The sequence below is a fragment of the Acinetobacter sp. M5A5_2a genome (assembly GCF_053345265.1).
Genome location: NZ_JBKEZV010000008.1, coordinates 156,747 through 173,646, shown reverse-complemented (window position 1 = coordinate 173,646; position 16,900 = coordinate 156,747). Strand labels below are relative to the sequence as shown.

Genomic DNA, 16,900 nt, shown 5'->3' with positions numbered 1-16,900 from the left:
CGAAGGACCTTTTTTAAATTTTAGCGTGAGTACCATATTTATCAATCATGATGGAACTGGCTTCATTTAAGCCGCGTACAGTAACTTTTATGCCATTTTTTTGAAATTTATTGATAGCCGAATCAAGCATTGCTACTGAAGTTACATCCCAAATATGTGAGTGTGTAAGATCTATAATGACTTCTTTTATATCTTCCTTAAAGTTAAATCCTTGCATAAACTTTTCAGAAGAACTAAAAAATATTTGTCCTCTTAAATCATACACACGCATTTCACCTTCAAAGGACGTATTTACATGAATATCATTTTCAAGTTTATTGGCTAAGAATAACGCGGAAAGTAAAACACCGATTAATACGCCTAGTGCTAGGTTATGGGTAGCCACAACAACAATGACAGTTGCAATCATAACAACATTGCTACTTTTAGGATTCGATTTAAAGTGAATCAGCGACTTCCATTCAAAAGTACTGATTGACACCATAATCATGACAGCAACAAGAGCTGCCATAGGAATCACCTTTAACCAATCACTTAAAAATACAACTAAAATCAGTAAAAATATTCCTGCACAAAAAGTAGATAAACGTGTGCGACCACCAGATTTTACATTAATCATGGATTGACCAATCATGGCACAACCAGCCATTCCTCCCATAAAGCCTGAGGCAATATTGGCAATGCCTTGACCTTTACACTCTTGGAACTTATCGCTTGGAGTATCTGTCATTTCATCAACAATTGTTGCTGTCATCATTGACTCAAGTAAACCAACAGCAGCAAGGGCTAATGAATAGGGAAGAATAATAAGCAGTGTTTCTAAATTAAAAGGAATATCTGGAATTAAAAATATAGGTAAGGTATCTGGTAATGATCCCATATCACCTACTGTTCGAATATCAATACCTAGAAAAATGGCGAGTAGTGTAACGACGACAATACAAATAAGAGGGGAAGGAAAAAACTTTCCAATTTTGGGTACATAAGGGAATAGGTAAATAATTGCTAAACCAATTGCTACCAATAAGTAGACATGCCACGTCACATTTACCAATTCTGGTAGTTGGGCCATAAAAATGAGTATGGCTAGGGCATTAACAAACCCAATAACGACTGATTTGGAAACAAAACGCATGAGTTTGGCGAGTTTGAAATATCCAGCTAAGATCTGTATGGCGCCAGTTAAAACAGTTGTTGCAAATAGGTATTGAAGTCCATGGTCCTTTACCAGTGTAGTCATGACTAGAGCCATGGCACCCGTAGCTGCCGAAATCATAGCGGGACGACCGCCTACAAATGAGATAATGACTGCAATACAAAAAGACGCATATAAGCCAACTTTGGGGTCTACGCCCGCAATAATTGAAAATGCAATTGCTTCAGGAATTAAAGCAAGACCAACAACGAGACCGGAAAGAATATCTGCACGGACATTAGAGAACCATTGTTCTCGGACATTCGTTAACATGAGGGGGATAGCCTATAGTTCTAAATTTTGAAAAGGCTAGTGATGTGATATATCAACACAAACGACTACACCACATCACTAAACAGTGATGAGTTATTTACAATGGGTAAGGGTAAATAAACTTAAGGTGGCGTAAGTGTCATGATGATAGAGAATTTGAGGCTTTAAAAAGTGGCCGAAGAATAGCATAAGTTTTTAAGGTTGACTAACCTGAGCTTAGGAAATTAGCATAGCAAAAACTTTATAATTGAATGTTTTTCATCATTGGGTTTATTAAATTGTTTTATGAGAGGACACTGATCTGTATTCATGGTTAATAGCTATATTGTGCTAACTTTAGAAGACCATTTCAAAAAACATTAAGATATAAAATTAATTGAGCGTGTATAAAAATAGATCAAAATTAGCTTTAAGTTACTCATCTTAAAAAGACTTTGTAAGAGTGTTTATCCATTTTTAATAGCTACTTTTATGCAACAGAGCCTTTCAGAAATTTAGATTTTAATAGATTCGTTATTCATCATAATACAAATCATATAGAGAACTCCTACAAACCCTTTATTAACGGTTTAAAAATTCTCGGAAAATTTTGACAATTTATAAGGTGGACATATGAATAAACATTTATTGGCTAAAATTACTTTATTAGGTGCTGCTCAGTTACTTACGCTCAATTCAGCATTTGCTGATGTCCCTCTTACTCCATCTCAATTTGCTAAAGCGAAAACAGAAAGCTTTGACAAGAAAGTTCTTCTATCTAATTTAAATAAGCCACATGCTTTGTTGTGGGGGCCTGATAATCAAATTTGGTTAACGGAGCGGGCAACAGGTAAGATTCTAAGAGTTAATCCAGAGTCGGGCAGTGTAAAAACAGTTTTTCAGGTTCCTGAGATTGTAAATGATGCTGATGGACAAAACGGTTTATTGGGTTTTGCCTTTCATCCTGACTTTAAAAATAATCCTTATATCTATGTTTCAGGTACATTTAAAAATCCGAAATCTACAGATAAAGAATTACCGAATCAAACGATTATCCGTCGATATACCTATAACAAAGCAAGAGATACTCTTGAGAAACCAGTAGATTTATTAGCAGGATTACCTTCATCGAAAGACCATCAGTCGGGTCGTCTTGTGATTGGTCCAGACCAAAAGATTTACTATACGATTGGTGATCAGGGGCGTAACCAGCTTGCTTATTTATTCTTGCCAAATCAAGCACAGCATACGCCGACTCAACAGGAACTGAGCGGCAAAGACTATCATACCTATATGGGTAAAGTATTACGCTTAAATCTGGATGGAAGTATTCCAAAAGATAATCCAAGCTTTAACGGTGTAATTAGCCATATTTATACGCTCGGTCATCGTAACCCACAGGGCTTGGCATTTACTCCAAATGGTAAACTGTTGCAATCTGAACAGGGTCCAAACTCTGACGATGAAATTAACCTCATTGTCAAAGGTGGTAACTATGGCTGGCCAAATGTAGCGGGTTATAAAGATGATAGTGGTTATGCTTATGCAAATTATTCAGCAGCAAGCAATAAAGCACAAACTAAAGATTTAGGACAAAATGGTTTAAAAGTGGCAGCTGGCGTTCCAGTGACTAAAGAGTCTGAATGGACTGGTAAAAACTTTGTACCGCCGTTAAAAACTTTATATACCGTCCAAGATACCTATAACTATAATGACCCAACTTGTGGGGATATGACCTACATTTGCTGGCCAACAGTTGCGCCATCATCTGCTTATGTCTATAAGGGAGGCAAAAAAGCAATTTCTGGTTGGGAAAATACATTATTGGTTCCATCTTTAAAGCGTGGTGTTATTTTCCGTATTAAGCTAGATCCAACTTACAGTGCTACTTATGATGATGCTGTGCCGATGTTTAAGAGCAATAACCGTTATCGTGACGTGATTGCAAGTCCAGATGGGAATGTTTTATATGTATTGACTGATACTTCCGGAAATGTCCAAAAAGATGATGGCTCTGTAACGAATACATTGGAAAATCCAGGTTCTCTGATTAGATTTACATATAAAGCCCAGTAAAATAGGCTATTAAAAAACCGATCTACATAAGATCGGTTTTTTTTTCAGCTTCAGAAAAACTATTCAGTTACGACTAATACCGGTAAATGAATTTCTCCTAAAAGAGCTTGAGTCACACTTCCTAAGAAGAACTTTTTAAACCCTTTTCGACCATGAGAGCCAATGACTAACAAGTCTGCTTTGAGCTCGGTCGCTGCTTTAATAATTTCTGTGTGGATTGTTTGACCCTCAACAATTTTTGTCTCAACATAAATTCCATGTTGGCTAAATTGTTCTTTTGCTTGATCTAAAATACCCTGAATTGATGCTCTAGCTTTATTAAAATAATCCTGTGCTAATTCTGTACTATCAATGAATTCTACAGAAATGAAAGGATCTATCGTAAGCGCATATACTAGAGTCACTTTACTACCAAAGGCTTTAGCAAGTGCTGCTGCATGGTTGACAGCAATGAGTGAAGTAGGAGAACCATCGACTGGAACCAAGATATGGTGATAACTCATATATTGCTCCTTATTGTCCTATGACAATGTATGGTGCCAAAACACCGATTTATTATCTTTATGCTTATATTATGAACAATTTTTAAAGATTTATTGTTTATTTTTAGTATGAATAGAAGCGAGAAAGTTTATTAAAGATTTTATCTTAAAGCATTGTAATGACTTTCTAGGTAGGGTTGATTCTGTTTGAGAATTGAAATGACTTGATTAGCGTCTATAGCGGACTCAAACAAGAATCCTTGACCTATACTATATCCAAATTGTCGAAGTAGTTCTTCTTGTTCTGGAGTTTCAATTCCTTCTGCAATGAGCCCCAGTGATAAATTTGGAGCGAGTAAACCAATTGCTTGGACAATCGCATAAATTGATGGATCATGTTGCATCTTTTGTATAAAACTACAATCTACTTTTAAACTGTCAATTGGATAATCGCGAATATGGGTGAGCGATGAGAAACCAGTACCAAAGTCGTCTAATGCAATACTTACGCCATGCTGTTTTAATTTATTAAGTGCTCGGATCACATATTCTGAACCTCGGTCACCTAGCATATGTTCGGTGACTTCTACTTCAATATAATGTGTCGGTATTTGAAATTGATTGATCTTTTTCAAAAGCTTTTCAGCATAGTTGTCTCTTAAGAACTCAACTGGTGCAGCATTGAGCGAAACAGGAAGAGGTTTAATACCAAGATCTATCCATTTGGCGATGTCACGTAAAACTTGATGTTGCATAGTTTCACCGATCTTACTCGCTAAATTATAATCTTTAAAAGCCTCTGCAATTTGTGCAGGGTAACCTCTTTGAGCTGAAGTAGTATGCCATCGTAATAGAGCTTCAAAACCTACAACACGATGAGTTCTTAAATCTACTTTGGGTTGGTAGTAGGGCTGGATGGTATGATGACGAATAAGCTGACGTGCTAAATTGAGTTGAGAAGCAACTGTTTCGGTCATTTGCATCATGCATGGATCATACATACGGATACCACCACGACCACGCGCTTTTAAGTCATGCAATGCCATATCTGCACAACTGAGTAAACCTGACTGGTCTACGGCATCTTGAGGATAAATTGCACAACCAATACTCATACCACCATTTAGCACATTACCTAAATAGGTGATAGGTTGATTTAACTGCTGAAGCAAAATGGCTGCTAGGTCACGTACATCATTTTCAGATTTGAGGTTATTAATAATAACTGCAAACTCATCTCCACCCAGTCGTGCAACAAAACATCTTTCATCATCAACACAATGACTAAACCGTTTGGATAAGACTTTTAAAAGATGATCGCCTGCGCTATGCCCTAAAGTGTCATTAATATGTTTAAAATGATCAAGATCAATTAATAGTAAACCCACACTTGTTTGACTATCTTTTGAATATGCAAGGGTTCGTTTAAGTTGAAATTTAAATGAGCGCCGATTACATAAACCGGTCAGGTCATCTCTTTCACTCATATTTCTGAGCTGATTTTCTGTCAAATGCTGTTGAGTAACGTTACGAGATACACAAAGTATTTGTCCGATTTCACCATTTTCCCGATGAATCGGGGTCAGCATATTATCCCAATATTCGGGGTCCTGATCTGGTAAACAGCTCATTCCAGCAAATCTGGCAACTTTGCCTTGAAGGGCTTTTTTTAAAGCAACGCGTCCACGTTTACGAATATGAGGTGGCAAAAGCTCAAGCCATTTCATTCCAAATTCTGTTTCATCAACAGGAACGCCTAAAGCGAGGCATCCTGATTTATTCATATGAGAAACTGTGCCATCAACATTTAATACTTTAATGCAATCAACACTGATGTCTAACATTTGATTTTGTATTTCAATATTCTTTTGCAAGTTTTGTTGTTCTTGAATATCGTGATCAATATCTAAAAAGCTGACATACCATTCACTGGCTAGAGAAGAGCCGCGATATTTGGAGGCTTGAATAGAAAGTTTGCACCATCTATATTGATTGCCACTTTGTAAAAGTCGGCATTTTAATTCTATTCTTTTTTGCAGGCGAATTGCTTCGAGCCATCTGTTTTTGACTTCATCTAAATCGACAGGAGATATAAAATCTAACCATTGCTGAGGTAATGGAGAAAAAGTATCCTGCCAATATTCTGTACACTCTACATTGCAATATAATATCAAGCCATTTTCATCACTTACCCAAGTCGGTAGTGGAATTTGCTCAACAATAAAATGCTTTTGGGTGTTGTTCGACATTGAAGTCATAACATGCCTAGAAAGATTGTATGGGGTTAATCTATTTATAAGTCATTATTGTAATCTTTCTGTAGTAATCAAAACAGCAATAAATAAATTTCACCTGTCTTTTTTTTGAACTAAAATTGAGGTGTTAAATATATTATATACTTAATATTTAATTTATGTTTTTGTTATTTATTGATTTTTATCTGTATTAAGTTAAAAAAAGATTTATGCTTATTTTTGTAAAAAACTTATTAAAACAGAAACTTATAATTGTCTTTAGAAACCTATCTTAATAAAACTAATGAAAATAAATTATAAAATGATGAGAAGTAAATTGTGATGATTAAAATTTTAATAACTCAAATTTTAACCATAATATATAAAGAGGGGCAGGTTTAAAAAATTCTAAATAAATACAATAACCACCATTAAGTTTACAAAAGTAATATAAAATAAAGGCTTATATTATCGTAAAATTCTTTTTATCAAGAAGGATATATATTTCCTTTTTGTGCATTTTATAGCCTACATTTTCCCCAAGATGTAGGTTTTTTTTATTCCTAATTTTTGATTTTATAATTTCAAACTATTAAAAATAAAAAAAGCCAAATGGCTTTTTTATACAGTTTCAGGTTTTTTCAACTCTTGTTGAATGTAAAGATTCATATAGTATTGTTCAATATAATCATCTGCATAGTTGTTTGCTAAGGTTTTGGTTGCCACTTGTTCATGTTTTAAATAGCAGTTTGATTCGAGGTCTTTTTCAAGTACCCACCATTGACGGTTAATACGGCGCACTTGAAACTTGTCACTTTTGTATTTTCTTTTAGCCATTTTCAAAAATTTGCTATTCAGTTATTGAAAGAGAATTTCTACTGGAGTTAAGAGCTCAAGTCAACAGATGTGAAGTTAATTGATTATTTTATGTAGGGTATTGTTTCTATCAATGCTTAAACGAGGCATTACAATAGAAAAAGCTCTCCTGACAGAGAGCTTAGTTATTGCTAACGAGTAAAACATCTATTCCATTTTTAACGAGAAAGATTTTTTAAAAGTAATTTTAAACTTTCCATCATTTTTTCTAATTGCAATGGAGTGATACCTTCGAATGATTGCTCGAGTACTACGCTGGTTAGATCATTAATCTTATTGATCATTTCGGTACCTTTTTCTGTAAGTACCACGCGGGTGATTCGACCATCGGTCTGACAAGAATAAGTTTCAACTAAACCTTCATCTTTTAAACGATAGACAATTTTAGTCGTCGTCGACATTTTTGAAATAATCATGTCTGAAAGTTCAGAAACACTCGCATGGGGCTTACTGCTTAAAGCCAACATAATGCGTCTACGTGAGTTATCTAAACCATATTTTTTTAAAGCATTATCAATATTTTGTACATACTGAGCATGTACTTGAGTAATCCAATAATATGGAAAATCTTCAAGAGTAAAAGATTCTGTTGTAGGTAAAAAACGCGCATACTTCTTTGTCATTGACTTTTCCCCATACCTTGGTGGATCGCATTTCTGGTGAACTATCTTTAATAGTTGAAAAATATAGTTTCATCAAGCAAGTTATATCAGGACTTTGCTTGCTGAGCAAAATTTATATAGCTAAATTTAACAATGACATGGTTTAGTTACGCTTGTCTTGATAAACATCCCTATACTTTGCACAAACTACAAATACTTTTCTTCTATAGTCAAAGTTTGTTGAAAATTAATGTGACTTGATAAGTCATAGCCATTAATTCCTTAAAATCTTTGAACAGATATACAAGATTGCATCTAGGCTTACTTGATCGTTAATTAAACGATATTGGCTTGCAAACGCATCGTAGAAAAAAAATTATGATTTGACCGTGGCATTGTACGAGATAGTTTTTGTCTCTAAAGTCATAACTATGAAAAATCAAGATATTCAAATAAAAAATATTTATAAATATCAGTACCTTAGTTTATTTTATTGTTGGTGGAATTTACCATACATTTAACATGAATCATCTATTATTTAGCAAAATAAAATGGGTTTGTTTAGTAACTTATTAATTTTTTTATATAAAATTAAAAAACTAGTTGAATGATTAGCGTTATAAATTTAGCTTTTTTGTCTATAAATTATATTTTTAACAATTTTTACTCAGGCAGTATGTCGCTCATCTACTAAATCCCCAAAAAAGAACCAACTTTAACTGTTATGTTAGCAGAAGAAGTACCTGCACAGATTATGGCGAGAGCTACTCAGATTAAGTGATATAAGCACTATTAAAACAGATTGTTGAATAGTATTTAATTAAAAAAAAGGGAGAATTAATATTCTCCCTTTTTTTTAAATTATGAAATGGTCACAATTTTTTCTTCTACTTTTTTCTTAACAATTGCATAGCTTATTCCTGTAACGATACTACCTGCAGCAATTGCAGCAAGATATAACCAAGCATGATTAATTGCATTGGGAATTAAAAGAACAAATACACCGCCGTGAGGAGTAACTAACTCGCAGTGGAATAGTGCAACAAGTGCTCCAGTCACCGCACCACCTAAAATACAAGTTGGAATAACGCGCATTGGGTCTTTGGCTGCAAAGGGAATAGCACCTTCGGAAATAAAACATAAGCCTAATACAAAAGCGGCTTTTCCGGCATCTTTCTCTCCTGTACTAAATTTATTTTTAGCCACGAAAGTCGCAATAGCCATACCAATAGCAGGGACCATACCGCCCGCCATTGTTGCTGCCATAGGCATATAGGTATTTGTTGTCAATAATCCGACAGTAAAAGCGTAGGCTGCCTTATTGATTGGGCCACCTAAATCGATACACATCATGCTTGCTAATATAATTCCCATTAACACAGCATTTGTTGTACCCATATTATTTAGGAAGTCTTTCATGAGCTCGAAAATATGTGCTACAGGCTGTCCAACCACATAGAACATAATAAGGCCAACAAATAATGTACCTAATAAAGGAATAATTAAAATCGGTTTAAGTGCTTCTAGACTAGTAGGAAGTTTGAGTTTTTTTGCAATAAAAAGTGCGATATAGCCCGCAAGGAAACCTGAAACGATGCCGCCTAAAAAGCCTGCTTGTAATTGAGAAGCGAGTAAGCCGCCAATTAAACCAGGTGCGAGGCCAGGGCGATCAGCAATGGAGTAAGCAATATAACCCGATAACATCGGGACCATGAGCATAAATGCAGCGGCCCCAATTTGTTTTAATATGGCTGGTAAACTGCCGGCTTGCTCAGCAGCATTTAAGCCAAAGCATAGGGATAGGGCAATTAGAAGGCCACCAGCCACCACCATAGGTAACATATAAGAAACACCTGTTAAGAGATGTTTATATACGCCAACTTTTTCGGTTTTATCCTTGTTCTCTGTTGATGTTTGTTGCTTACCTTGATCTAAAACTTGTGCATTACTAATCGCTTCAGCAAAAGCTTTATCTGTTTGCTTTAATGCAAAACTAGTACCGCATCGGTAAACACGCTTGCCCACAAAACGGTCTGTATTAACTTCAATATCAGTAGCAAGAATCACGATGTCTGCTTCAGCAATAGCTTGGGCTGATAAAATATTTTTTGCACCAACGGAACCTTGTGTTTCTACTTCAATATCATAACCAAGTTTTTCTGCACCTTGTTGTAATGCTTCAGCAGCCATAAAGGTATGTGCAACACCTGTAGGGCACGCAGTGATTGCAACAAATTTAGTCGATTTATTTGGCGATGGCGTATTATCACTCTGCCAATCTTGAGCTGGCTTTAAATTATCTAAGCCAGCTTGGAAAGCTGAATGAGCATCATTTTTGATTTCTTCAATGCTAATTAAAGATAAAGAGTGTGTACCAAAAATATTAAGATTTTTCGGACGTTGTCCAATAACAATGATTTGATCAAAGTTTTGATTTTCTTCGAATTCATCGAGCGAAATTATATTATTTTCGTAACCCTGTTGGGATGCTACCTGTGCAAGCTTTCGAGCTAAAATCAAAGCATTGACTTGCTGTTGCGGACTATTAATGACAAATAATAAATGTTTAGCAGTTGGCATCAGATTCACTCAATGAATTGATTGTAGTTTGGGCTTTTAATTGGTTTAGCATTTCAGCATTTGGAATACGAAAGCCAATTTGTGTTACAGCATGGCTCGCAATTGCCGTAGCTGTTTTCAATGTTTCTTCGGCAGAGAAGTTATTTATTAAGCAGTGAATCATGCCAGCTAAAAGAGAGTCGCCCGCACCAACGGTACTTTTAACGACCACTTTAGGGGCTTGGGCATGTAGTGGATGTGTTTCATGTAGCCAGTTTACACCGTCTTCACCCATCGAAATAACGACATGCTCAATTTTAGCTAAATTTTTAAAAAGCTCTTTTTGTTGGACATAGGTTGTGGCAGGAAGCTGATAGCTTTCTACTAACTCATCGGTGTTTGGTTTAATCATCCATGGTTGGCATTCAATTGCAGCGACTAACGCTTTACCACTTGTATCAAGGGCAGCTTTTTTACCATGTTTTTGAATGAGCTTAATAAGCTTTTGAAACTCATCAATACTAAAACCTTGCGGAAGGCTACCAGCAATAGCAACCACATCTACTTGCGGTAAAATCATTTCGATTTTTTGGAATAGATTCTTTTTATCCAGTTCAGATACTAAAAATCCTTTTCCATTTAAATCGGTCATACGACCGGAATGTTCAGCAATTTTTATATTCTGGCGCGTCTCACCCTCAATATAAATAAATTCAGATTGAAATTGAACTTGCTCAAAATGTGTATCAAAAATCTGTCGATTACTAGTTCCTAGAAAACCGGAAACAATAACATCATGTCCTAAATCTTTTAAAACTTGTGCAACATTAAGCCCTTTTCCAGCAGCATGAATCTCTACAGATTCTTGACGATTTACTTCACCTATCTGCAACTCATTGAGTTGTATCGTGACATCAATTGCAGGATTTAAAGTAATTGTTAAAATTTTAGCCATTACCATTCCTAATCTTTACAGTTCTTGTTCGGATAACTGACGTACAGCAGGGGCGCTATCACATTCAAGTGCACGCTGTGCAAGTATTTGAGCTTGGCTGTAGTTTAGTGTACGAATCTGTGCTTTTACCAAGGCAATACTATTCGGTGACATACTGAGTTCATCTACACCTAATCCCATAAGAATAGGTACAGCTTTTGGATCAGCTGCTAGCTCACCGCATATTCCTACCCATTTGCCATGTTTGTGTGCAGCTTTTACTGTTTGATCAATCAATTGCAAAATACTTGGATGAAGACCATCTGCTTCAGCAGAGAGGATAGGATGGCTACGGTCAATGGCTAAGGTATATTGAGTTAAGTCATTTGTTCCAATGCTGAAAAAGTCCACTTCTTGCGCAAGAATAGGGGCAAGTAATGCGGCAGAAGGAACTTCTATCATAATGCCAACTTGTAAGTTCGCACATGTATATGCAGCTTTTACTTCATCAAGAATTGCTTTAGCAGCACGCCATTCCTCTACACGGCCAATCATTGGGAACATGATTCGTAAAGGACGGTCATCTGCTGCTTTAAGCAAAGCAGTAAGCTGTTGACGTAATAGCTCAGGTCGTCTTAAGGTTAAGCGAATGCCTCTTAGTCCTAAAAACGGATTTTCTTCTTCCGCAATTGGTAGGTAAGGCAGAGGTTTATCACCTCCTACATCTAAAGTGCGTACTACGAGAGGGCGACCAGCAAGTGCATCTAAGACAACCCGATAATCTGCTTCTTGGGCTGCCTCATTTGGGGCACTACTATGAGCCATAAAAACCAGCTCTGTTCTAAGTAGGCCAATTGCTTCGGCACCACATTCTACTGCGTGGGCTGTGGCTTGAACTTTTCCTAAATTGGCTGCAATTTCGATTTGGTGTTGATCTAGAGTAATCGCAGGTTCTTGGCTATGGCGTTCAGCCTCTTCACGAATTTTTTGTTGAAGCTCACGTTCCTGTTTTGCGTTTTCGATTTGTTGAGCAGTTGGATCTAAAACGAAAGCTCCCGTGTCTCCATTAATTAGAAGAGAGCTTTTCTGCTCAATATCTAATACTTGATCCCCAGCACCAACAATGGCAGGAATACCTAAAGCACGCGCAACAATAGCACTATGGGCACTAGCACCGCCAACAGCTGTTAAAATACCAGCAACACGATCTTTATTAAGGCGAGCGACATCACTTGGCCCGACATCATACATGATTAAAATATAAGGCTCTTTGGGTTCTTCGATGATAACTTCACCACAGAGTTGAGCCAAAACTCGATCACCAATATCACGTAAGTCTGTAGCACGCTCAGCCAGTAAACGGTCTGGTAAAGCGGCTTGTTCTTTAGCTGCTGCTTCAATATGTTCATGCCAAGCAGCAGGGGCAGAAAGATTTAAGTTAATCTTTTGATAAACACCATTAATGAGATCGGGGTCATCAAGCATTTCCAAATGTGCTTGGAATATTTGCTTAATTTCAGAAGCTTCAGATTTCGCAATTACTTGGTGAATATTATTTTTAACTGCATGAAGAGCAATATCAAGTTTTTCTTTCTCAGCTTTAACACTTAAACCCATACGTTCATATTGATAAACTTTAGGTTTAATGACATGTACTGGGCCAAAAGCTAAACCACTAGAAGCTGGGATGCCGGTATTTGTACTCAATGCTTTTGGTAATGATGTTACGGTTTGAGGTGTTTGGTCTTCTTTGGTATCTGAAGAGAGTAGCGGTTCAATTTCTTCCCCTAAGCCTTGTTGTACTGCCAAAATCACTTTATCTAAGGCTTCTACTGCATCTGTTTCTGGTTCAGCAATGAAACGTAAAGTTTGACCGCGTTTACATCCTAAAGCCAATAAGCGAGTCAAACTCTTAGCTGAAACAAAACTACCTTCATCTACTGCGACTTGAATATCGCCTTGAAAAGTTTTTGTTAAGTTCACTAAATGAGTCGCGGGTCTGGCATGTAATCCATGTGCATTGGCCAATACAACTGAACGGTTTGGCCAATCGGGAATCACTTCCGCACCAATAATTTTAGCAATTTCATTTGGTGCTTGGGCTTGATCTAATTGTGCAACTTGTTCTGGATTAAATAAAATATCAATCAGCCGATTAAATCTTTGGCTATCTAACTGATCATTTGCAGCAACACAGACTAAAGTATTTAGTTTCTGCCCGTTTAAATCTAAGGGATGACGTGGTTTTACAATACTAATAGCTGATTGTTGAACAAACTGATTACTAGAAACAGACCAGATCTGGTCTTGCAACTGAATGACTTGCTCTGGATCTAGAGAACTTAAAAAACCACATTTTACGAAATTCTGTTTTTTAAGGACTTGAGTTGCTGCCCAAAACAAATCTTCAATATCATGAGCTTCAATTTCAGTTTGAATTAAATTTTCATGTAGTGTTAAAGATAATGGTTGAGCTTGTAATAGTTCAATAATTTGCTCAGGTTGTGATGCATTTTTTACTTGTTCACTTACATCCTGCATTAACGCTCTAGTTAATATTTGTAATACTTGTAAATGTTCATCGGATTTTGCTGCAATAACAACAGCTAAATAAATCGTATTTTCGCCATCCCATATTATTCCTTCTGGAAAATGGGCTAAACGAATACCAGTTTTTAAAATAAATTCTCGTGATTGAGGAGTCCCATGGGGGATTGCAATTCCCTGACCTAAATAGGTCGCACTTTGCTGTTCACGGTTGATAAGTCCTGTTATATAGTCAGGAGTAACCAGCCCATCTTTCACTAATATATCTACTAGACACTGTAATGCATGTTGTTTATCAACAGCATATTGATTCATATGAATATGTTGAGGCTCTAGTGCTAGCATAATTATCCTTGAACAATTTCTTTGGCTTTAGCTAAAACAGAAAAAAAGAAGCTGTTTGTATTAAAATAGGTTAGTTTAACCGTTTTTAAACAACAGCTTCAGATAAATTACCATAGCAGAACTTTAAAGCTATATCGACGTATTTACGTAAAAAAATGCTCGTTTTTAATACAAAGAAGTGAATGTCGAATATATTTTACTTTCTTGTGATAACTATAAATTTAATAAGATTATTTTATAAAAGAGAAGGGCGTTTTAATAATAAAAAAAACCTCTAAACCGGATTACTGGTATAGAGGCAAAAAGTAAATGATGAATTGAAAATTAGTATTGAATTTCTTGCTCTAAAAGAGGCCAGATCTTTTGATGTGATTTTTTAAACATTAACATGTGTCCGATTGATTTATATCCGAGTTTTAGAGGGTTTAGTTCTAGCATTTTAGTAGATGCATTAGGATATAAACTTAATAATTCTTCAACGTTCTGTTGAGTGGCAATTTCATCGTCACTTGCCCAAATCGAAGTAATCGGGCAAATAATCTCAGTATGAAAGTCATGAAAGACAGTTTTACCAATGGCATTTTTTACATAGCCTGGGTTACTACAAAACTCTCTCCATTGTTGAGCAACTTTTTTAGGCAAGTTTTCACCCATCCCAATAAATTGAGTAGCGCCATAACCTTTTAAAGTACTAGAAATTGGAAAGATAACCTTAAACATGACAGGTGCCAGAAACTTGGTTTTACCTTTTAGGCCTTTTACGTTGCCAGTAGAACCTGCTATCGCAACAACTTTTGCTACTTTGCGAAAATTAGGCACAATTCCTAACAGTTGCCCACCAGCACTATGGCCAAGAAGAGTTATTTGTTCTGCTTGTGTTTTTTCTAATAAAGCATCAATTGCACAAGGAATATCAAGCGTTCCCCAATCATTAATACTTGCATCGCTTTGCTTTAAAGGTCCATGCAATGAGTCTCCAATTCCACGGAAATCAAAACTTAATACTTCATAACCTTGTTGGCTTAACCATGTAGCAAAAGCATGATAAAAATTTTTGGTAATACCAGTAGCTGGGCAAATCAAAACAGGATTTGCCGATTTTTTTGATTGAGCTGGATAAAATTGTGCGGCAAGTTGATAACCATCTTCGCAGGTTATCCAAAATGATTCAAAAGTGTTATCCATAATATTAAGTAATGATTAGCTTGTTGATGACTTTAATTTACATGAGTTCTAAAATGATACTTGATTAAAATGTGACTATAAAGTCAGGATTTATGCTATACAGCTCATTAAATTTTAATAAAACGAATAATTGGGGAAAAGATGGATTTACCGAAAGCTGTACAGTTAGCGATTGTTTTTAGTGGCATATTTTTATGGATAGGAATGTTAACAGGGGTATGGAAATATTGGCAAATACGCCGTTCGGAATTAAGTCGTGCACATTATTATGTGGATATTGCTCATCGAAGTAGCTTACTTTACGCAGCTGCCAGCTTAATTCTTGCTGTGCTAAGTTATTTTACTGTTTTAAGCGAAAATATTACTTTGTGGTGTGTGTTAGCAAATCTCTTGTTTTTTAGTTTTTCAATTTTAGTTTATATCGTACATGGGTACTTACAGGACACGACAAATCAATTTAAACAACCCCATCGGTTAGGTTGCTTTAACCTACCTTCATGGTTAATGTCTTTAATGATGGTTGCATTGATTATTGCTGAATTATTAGCTACAGCTATTTTAGTTATGGGAACAATTTTTTTATTTTTAGGTATATAAAAATGGATGATCACTCATCCATTTTTTTAATCTTACAATTATTTATTGTTGACTAAGACGTCGTTTAGCTAATTTTCGCATCTTATGATCGACAAAGGCCCACAGACAAAATATGAAAGAAACAACCATCGCATACATAAAGTATTCAGGTTTTAAATTTCCTTTGATCATACCTTGAAACAGTAAAGTCAGCATAAGAGCAAGCGGCGTTACTCCATACACAACTGAATCTTTGCTGTTCAGAGTGTTAATGAAGACTTGTTTGTTGAAATGTAATGATAACATCTCCATCCCTCCTTGTGGTGGTACTAAAACCTAATGTTTTAGTCAAGAATTTGTTTTAAGTTTAATGTTGTACTTCTATTTTTCATACAATTCAATAGCGAATAGCAATTTTTTTGAGCAGTTTTATAAAAACCTCTATATTTATAAAAGCTTAAGGTATTAAAAAAGTAAATATTAAATATTTTTGTATGAAATACTTATTCTTTTAGGAAAGAGAAATTATTTAAGTGAAAAGTATATTAATTTCTCTTTCCTATCATTTTATTTTAGCTATTTTGTTTTTTAAAAAAGGTGTCAATTGCGTGTTGAGCAATTTCCGCATCTTCAAAAGATTGAACACCAGATACACCAATAGCACCTAAAATTTGACCTTCATAAAGAATAGGTTTTCCACCTTCTAGCATCCCTTGAGCGCTGGGCATACTTAAAAAACCAAGACGTCCATTTTGCAGAAGTTCTTCGTAAAACTTTGAGGGCCTACCTGATATTGAAGAGCATTTTGCTTTTTCTAAGCATAGATGTGAACTTAAAGGAGAGGCACCATCTAAACGTTTCATGAGTAATAAGGAGCTTGTTTCATCAACAATTGCAATACTGACTTTAAAGTTATGTTCAATTGCGTATTTTTGAGCTTCTTCCATTAAAAACTCTGCATCTGCTAATGTTAAGTAATATTTAGTTTTCATTGTTGCTCTTCTTTCCTGAGTAAGCTAAAAATTATTTTAGTGTAA

Annotated in this window: 13 protein-coding genes; 2 read left to right on the top strand and 11 right to left on the bottom strand. The window is 35.7% G+C overall.

The annotated features are described in order from the left end of the window. Positions 1 to 13: 13 nt before the first annotated feature. On the bottom strand, positions 14 to 1,468 hold the full coding sequence (locus tag ACLBWE_RS11355) for a SulP family inorganic anion transporter (protein ID WP_447602936.1): 1,455 nt from the start codon (positions 1,466 to 1,468) through the stop codon (positions 14 to 16). 612 nt (positions 1,469 to 2,080) lie between these two features. Here ACLBWE_RS11355 and ACLBWE_RS11350 point away from each other — a divergent pair. Then, positions 2,081 to 3,523, top strand: a complete 1,443-nt coding sequence (locus tag ACLBWE_RS11350; protein WP_447602934.1) for a glucose/sorbosone family PQQ-dependent dehydrogenase — start codon at positions 2,081 to 2,083, stop codon at positions 3,521 to 3,523. Between the two features lie 59 nt (positions 3,524 to 3,582). On the opposite strand, the gene ACLBWE_RS11345 is transcribed toward ACLBWE_RS11350, so the two are convergent. The 8 genes from ACLBWE_RS11345 to ACLBWE_RS11310 form a co-directional block, all read right to left on the bottom strand. After that, on the bottom strand, positions 3,583 to 4,026 hold the full coding sequence (locus ACLBWE_RS11345; RefSeq protein WP_005040033.1) for a universal stress protein: 444 nt from the start codon (positions 4,024 to 4,026) through the stop codon (positions 3,583 to 3,585). Between the two features lie 140 nt (positions 4,027 to 4,166). Continuing rightward, positions 4,167 to 6,263, bottom strand: coding sequence for a sensor domain-containing protein (locus tag ACLBWE_RS11340; protein ID WP_198495628.1), 2,097 nt, complete (start codon positions 6,261 to 6,263; stop codon positions 4,167 to 4,169). Positions 6,264 to 6,860: 597 nt separating this feature from the next. Further along, positions 6,861 to 7,076, bottom strand: a complete 216-nt coding sequence (locus ACLBWE_RS11335) for a hypothetical protein (protein ID WP_003652142.1) — start codon at positions 7,074 to 7,076, stop codon at positions 6,861 to 6,863. Between the two features lie 197 nt (positions 7,077 to 7,273). After that, complete coding sequence (locus ACLBWE_RS11330; protein WP_002121027.1) at positions 7,274 to 7,738, bottom strand: MarR family winged helix-turn-helix transcriptional regulator; 465 nt, start codon at positions 7,736 to 7,738, stop codon at positions 7,274 to 7,276. Positions 7,739 to 8,578: 840 nt separating this feature from the next. Continuing rightward, the gene (locus tag ACLBWE_RS11325) at positions 8,579 to 10,297 is read right to left on the bottom strand and encodes a fructose-specific PTS transporter subunit EIIC (RefSeq protein ID WP_447602930.1); all 1,719 of its coding nucleotides are present in this window, start codon (positions 10,295 to 10,297) and stop codon (positions 8,579 to 8,581) included. Then, a complete protein-coding gene (pfkB, locus tag ACLBWE_RS11320) occupies positions 10,284 to 11,231 on the bottom strand; it encodes a 1-phosphofructokinase (RefSeq protein WP_447602928.1) in 948 nt (315 codons plus the stop codon). Before pfkB ends, ACLBWE_RS11325 begins: the two co-directional genes overlap by 14 nt. 15 nt (positions 11,232 to 11,246) lie before the next feature. Beyond that, positions 11,247 to 14,102 carry a phosphoenolpyruvate--protein phosphotransferase gene (ptsP, locus tag ACLBWE_RS11315; protein WP_447602926.1) on the bottom strand — a complete coding sequence of 952 codons (2,856 nt, stop codon included), beginning with the start codon at positions 14,100 to 14,102 and terminating at the stop codon, positions 11,247 to 11,249. A 324-nt stretch (positions 14,103 to 14,426) separates the two neighbouring features. Continuing rightward, positions 14,427 to 15,287, bottom strand: coding sequence for an alpha/beta hydrolase family protein (locus tag ACLBWE_RS11310; protein WP_447602924.1), 861 nt, complete (start codon positions 15,285 to 15,287; stop codon positions 14,427 to 14,429). 141 nt (positions 15,288 to 15,428) lie between these two features. Here ACLBWE_RS11310 and ACLBWE_RS11305 point away from each other — a divergent pair, with 141 nt between their 5' ends. Further along, complete coding sequence (locus ACLBWE_RS11305; protein WP_447602922.1) at positions 15,429 to 15,884, top strand: hypothetical protein; 456 nt, start codon at positions 15,429 to 15,431, stop codon at positions 15,882 to 15,884. 42 nt (positions 15,885 to 15,926) lie between these two features. Here ACLBWE_RS11305 and ACLBWE_RS11300 read toward each other — a convergent pair whose 3' ends face one another. Further along, positions 15,927 to 16,169: a hypothetical protein gene (locus ACLBWE_RS11300; protein WP_004643085.1), complete on the bottom strand. Its 243-nt coding sequence runs from the start codon at positions 16,167 to 16,169 to the stop codon at positions 15,927 to 15,929. A gap of 266 nt (positions 16,170 to 16,435) precedes the next feature. Further along, positions 16,436 to 16,855 carry a GlcG/HbpS family heme-binding protein gene (locus ACLBWE_RS11295; protein ID WP_447602920.1) on the bottom strand — a complete coding sequence of 140 codons (420 nt, stop codon included), beginning with the start codon at positions 16,853 to 16,855 and terminating at the stop codon, positions 16,436 to 16,438. Positions 16,856 to 16,900 lie beyond the last annotated feature (45 nt).

What these genes read in the sequence shown, in the direction of transcription:
- ACLBWE_RS11300 (WP_004643085.1), bottom strand. Translation starts at nt 16,169, where the DNA reads ATGTTATCATTACATTTCAACAAACAAGTCTTCATTAACACTCTGAAC.
- pfkB (WP_447602928.1), bottom strand. Translation starts at nt 11,231, where the DNA reads ATGGCTAAAATTTTAACAATTACTTTAAATCCTGCAATTGATGTCACG.
- ACLBWE_RS11305 (WP_447602922.1), top strand. Translation starts at nt 15,429, where the DNA reads ATGGATTTACCGAAAGCTGTACAGTTAGCGATTGTTTTTAGTGGCATA.
- ACLBWE_RS11335 (WP_003652142.1), bottom strand. Translation starts at nt 7,076, where the DNA reads ATGGCTAAAAGAAAATACAAAAGTGACAAGTTTCAAGTGCGCCGTATT.
- ACLBWE_RS11350 (WP_447602934.1), top strand. Translation starts at nt 2,081, where the DNA reads ATGAATAAACATTTATTGGCTAAAATTACTTTATTAGGTGCTGCTCAG.
- ACLBWE_RS11340 (WP_198495628.1), bottom strand. Translation starts at nt 6,263, where the DNA reads ATGACTTCAATGTCGAACAACACCCAAAAGCATTTTATTGTTGAGCAA.
- ACLBWE_RS11355 (WP_447602936.1), bottom strand. Translation starts at nt 1,468, where the DNA reads ATGTTAACGAATGTCCGAGAACAATGGTTCTCTAATGTCCGTGCAGAT.
- ACLBWE_RS11325 (WP_447602930.1), bottom strand. Translation starts at nt 10,297, where the DNA reads ATGCCAACTGCTAAACATTTATTATTTGTCATTAATAGTCCGCAACAG.
- ptsP (WP_447602926.1), bottom strand. Translation starts at nt 14,102, where the DNA reads ATGCTAGCACTAGAGCCTCAACATATTCATATGAATCAATATGCTGTT.
- ACLBWE_RS11310 (WP_447602924.1), bottom strand. Translation starts at nt 15,287, where the DNA reads ATGGATAACACTTTTGAATCATTTTGGATAACCTGCGAAGATGGTTAT.
- ACLBWE_RS11295 (WP_447602920.1), bottom strand. Translation starts at nt 16,855, where the DNA reads ATGAAAACTAAATATTACTTAACATTAGCAGATGCAGAGTTTTTAATG.
- ACLBWE_RS11345 (WP_005040033.1), bottom strand. Translation starts at nt 4,026, where the DNA reads ATGAGTTATCACCATATCTTGGTTCCAGTCGATGGTTCTCCTACTTCA.
- ACLBWE_RS11330 (WP_002121027.1), bottom strand. Translation starts at nt 7,738, where the DNA reads ATGACAAAGAAGTATGCGCGTTTTTTACCTACAACAGAATCTTTTACT.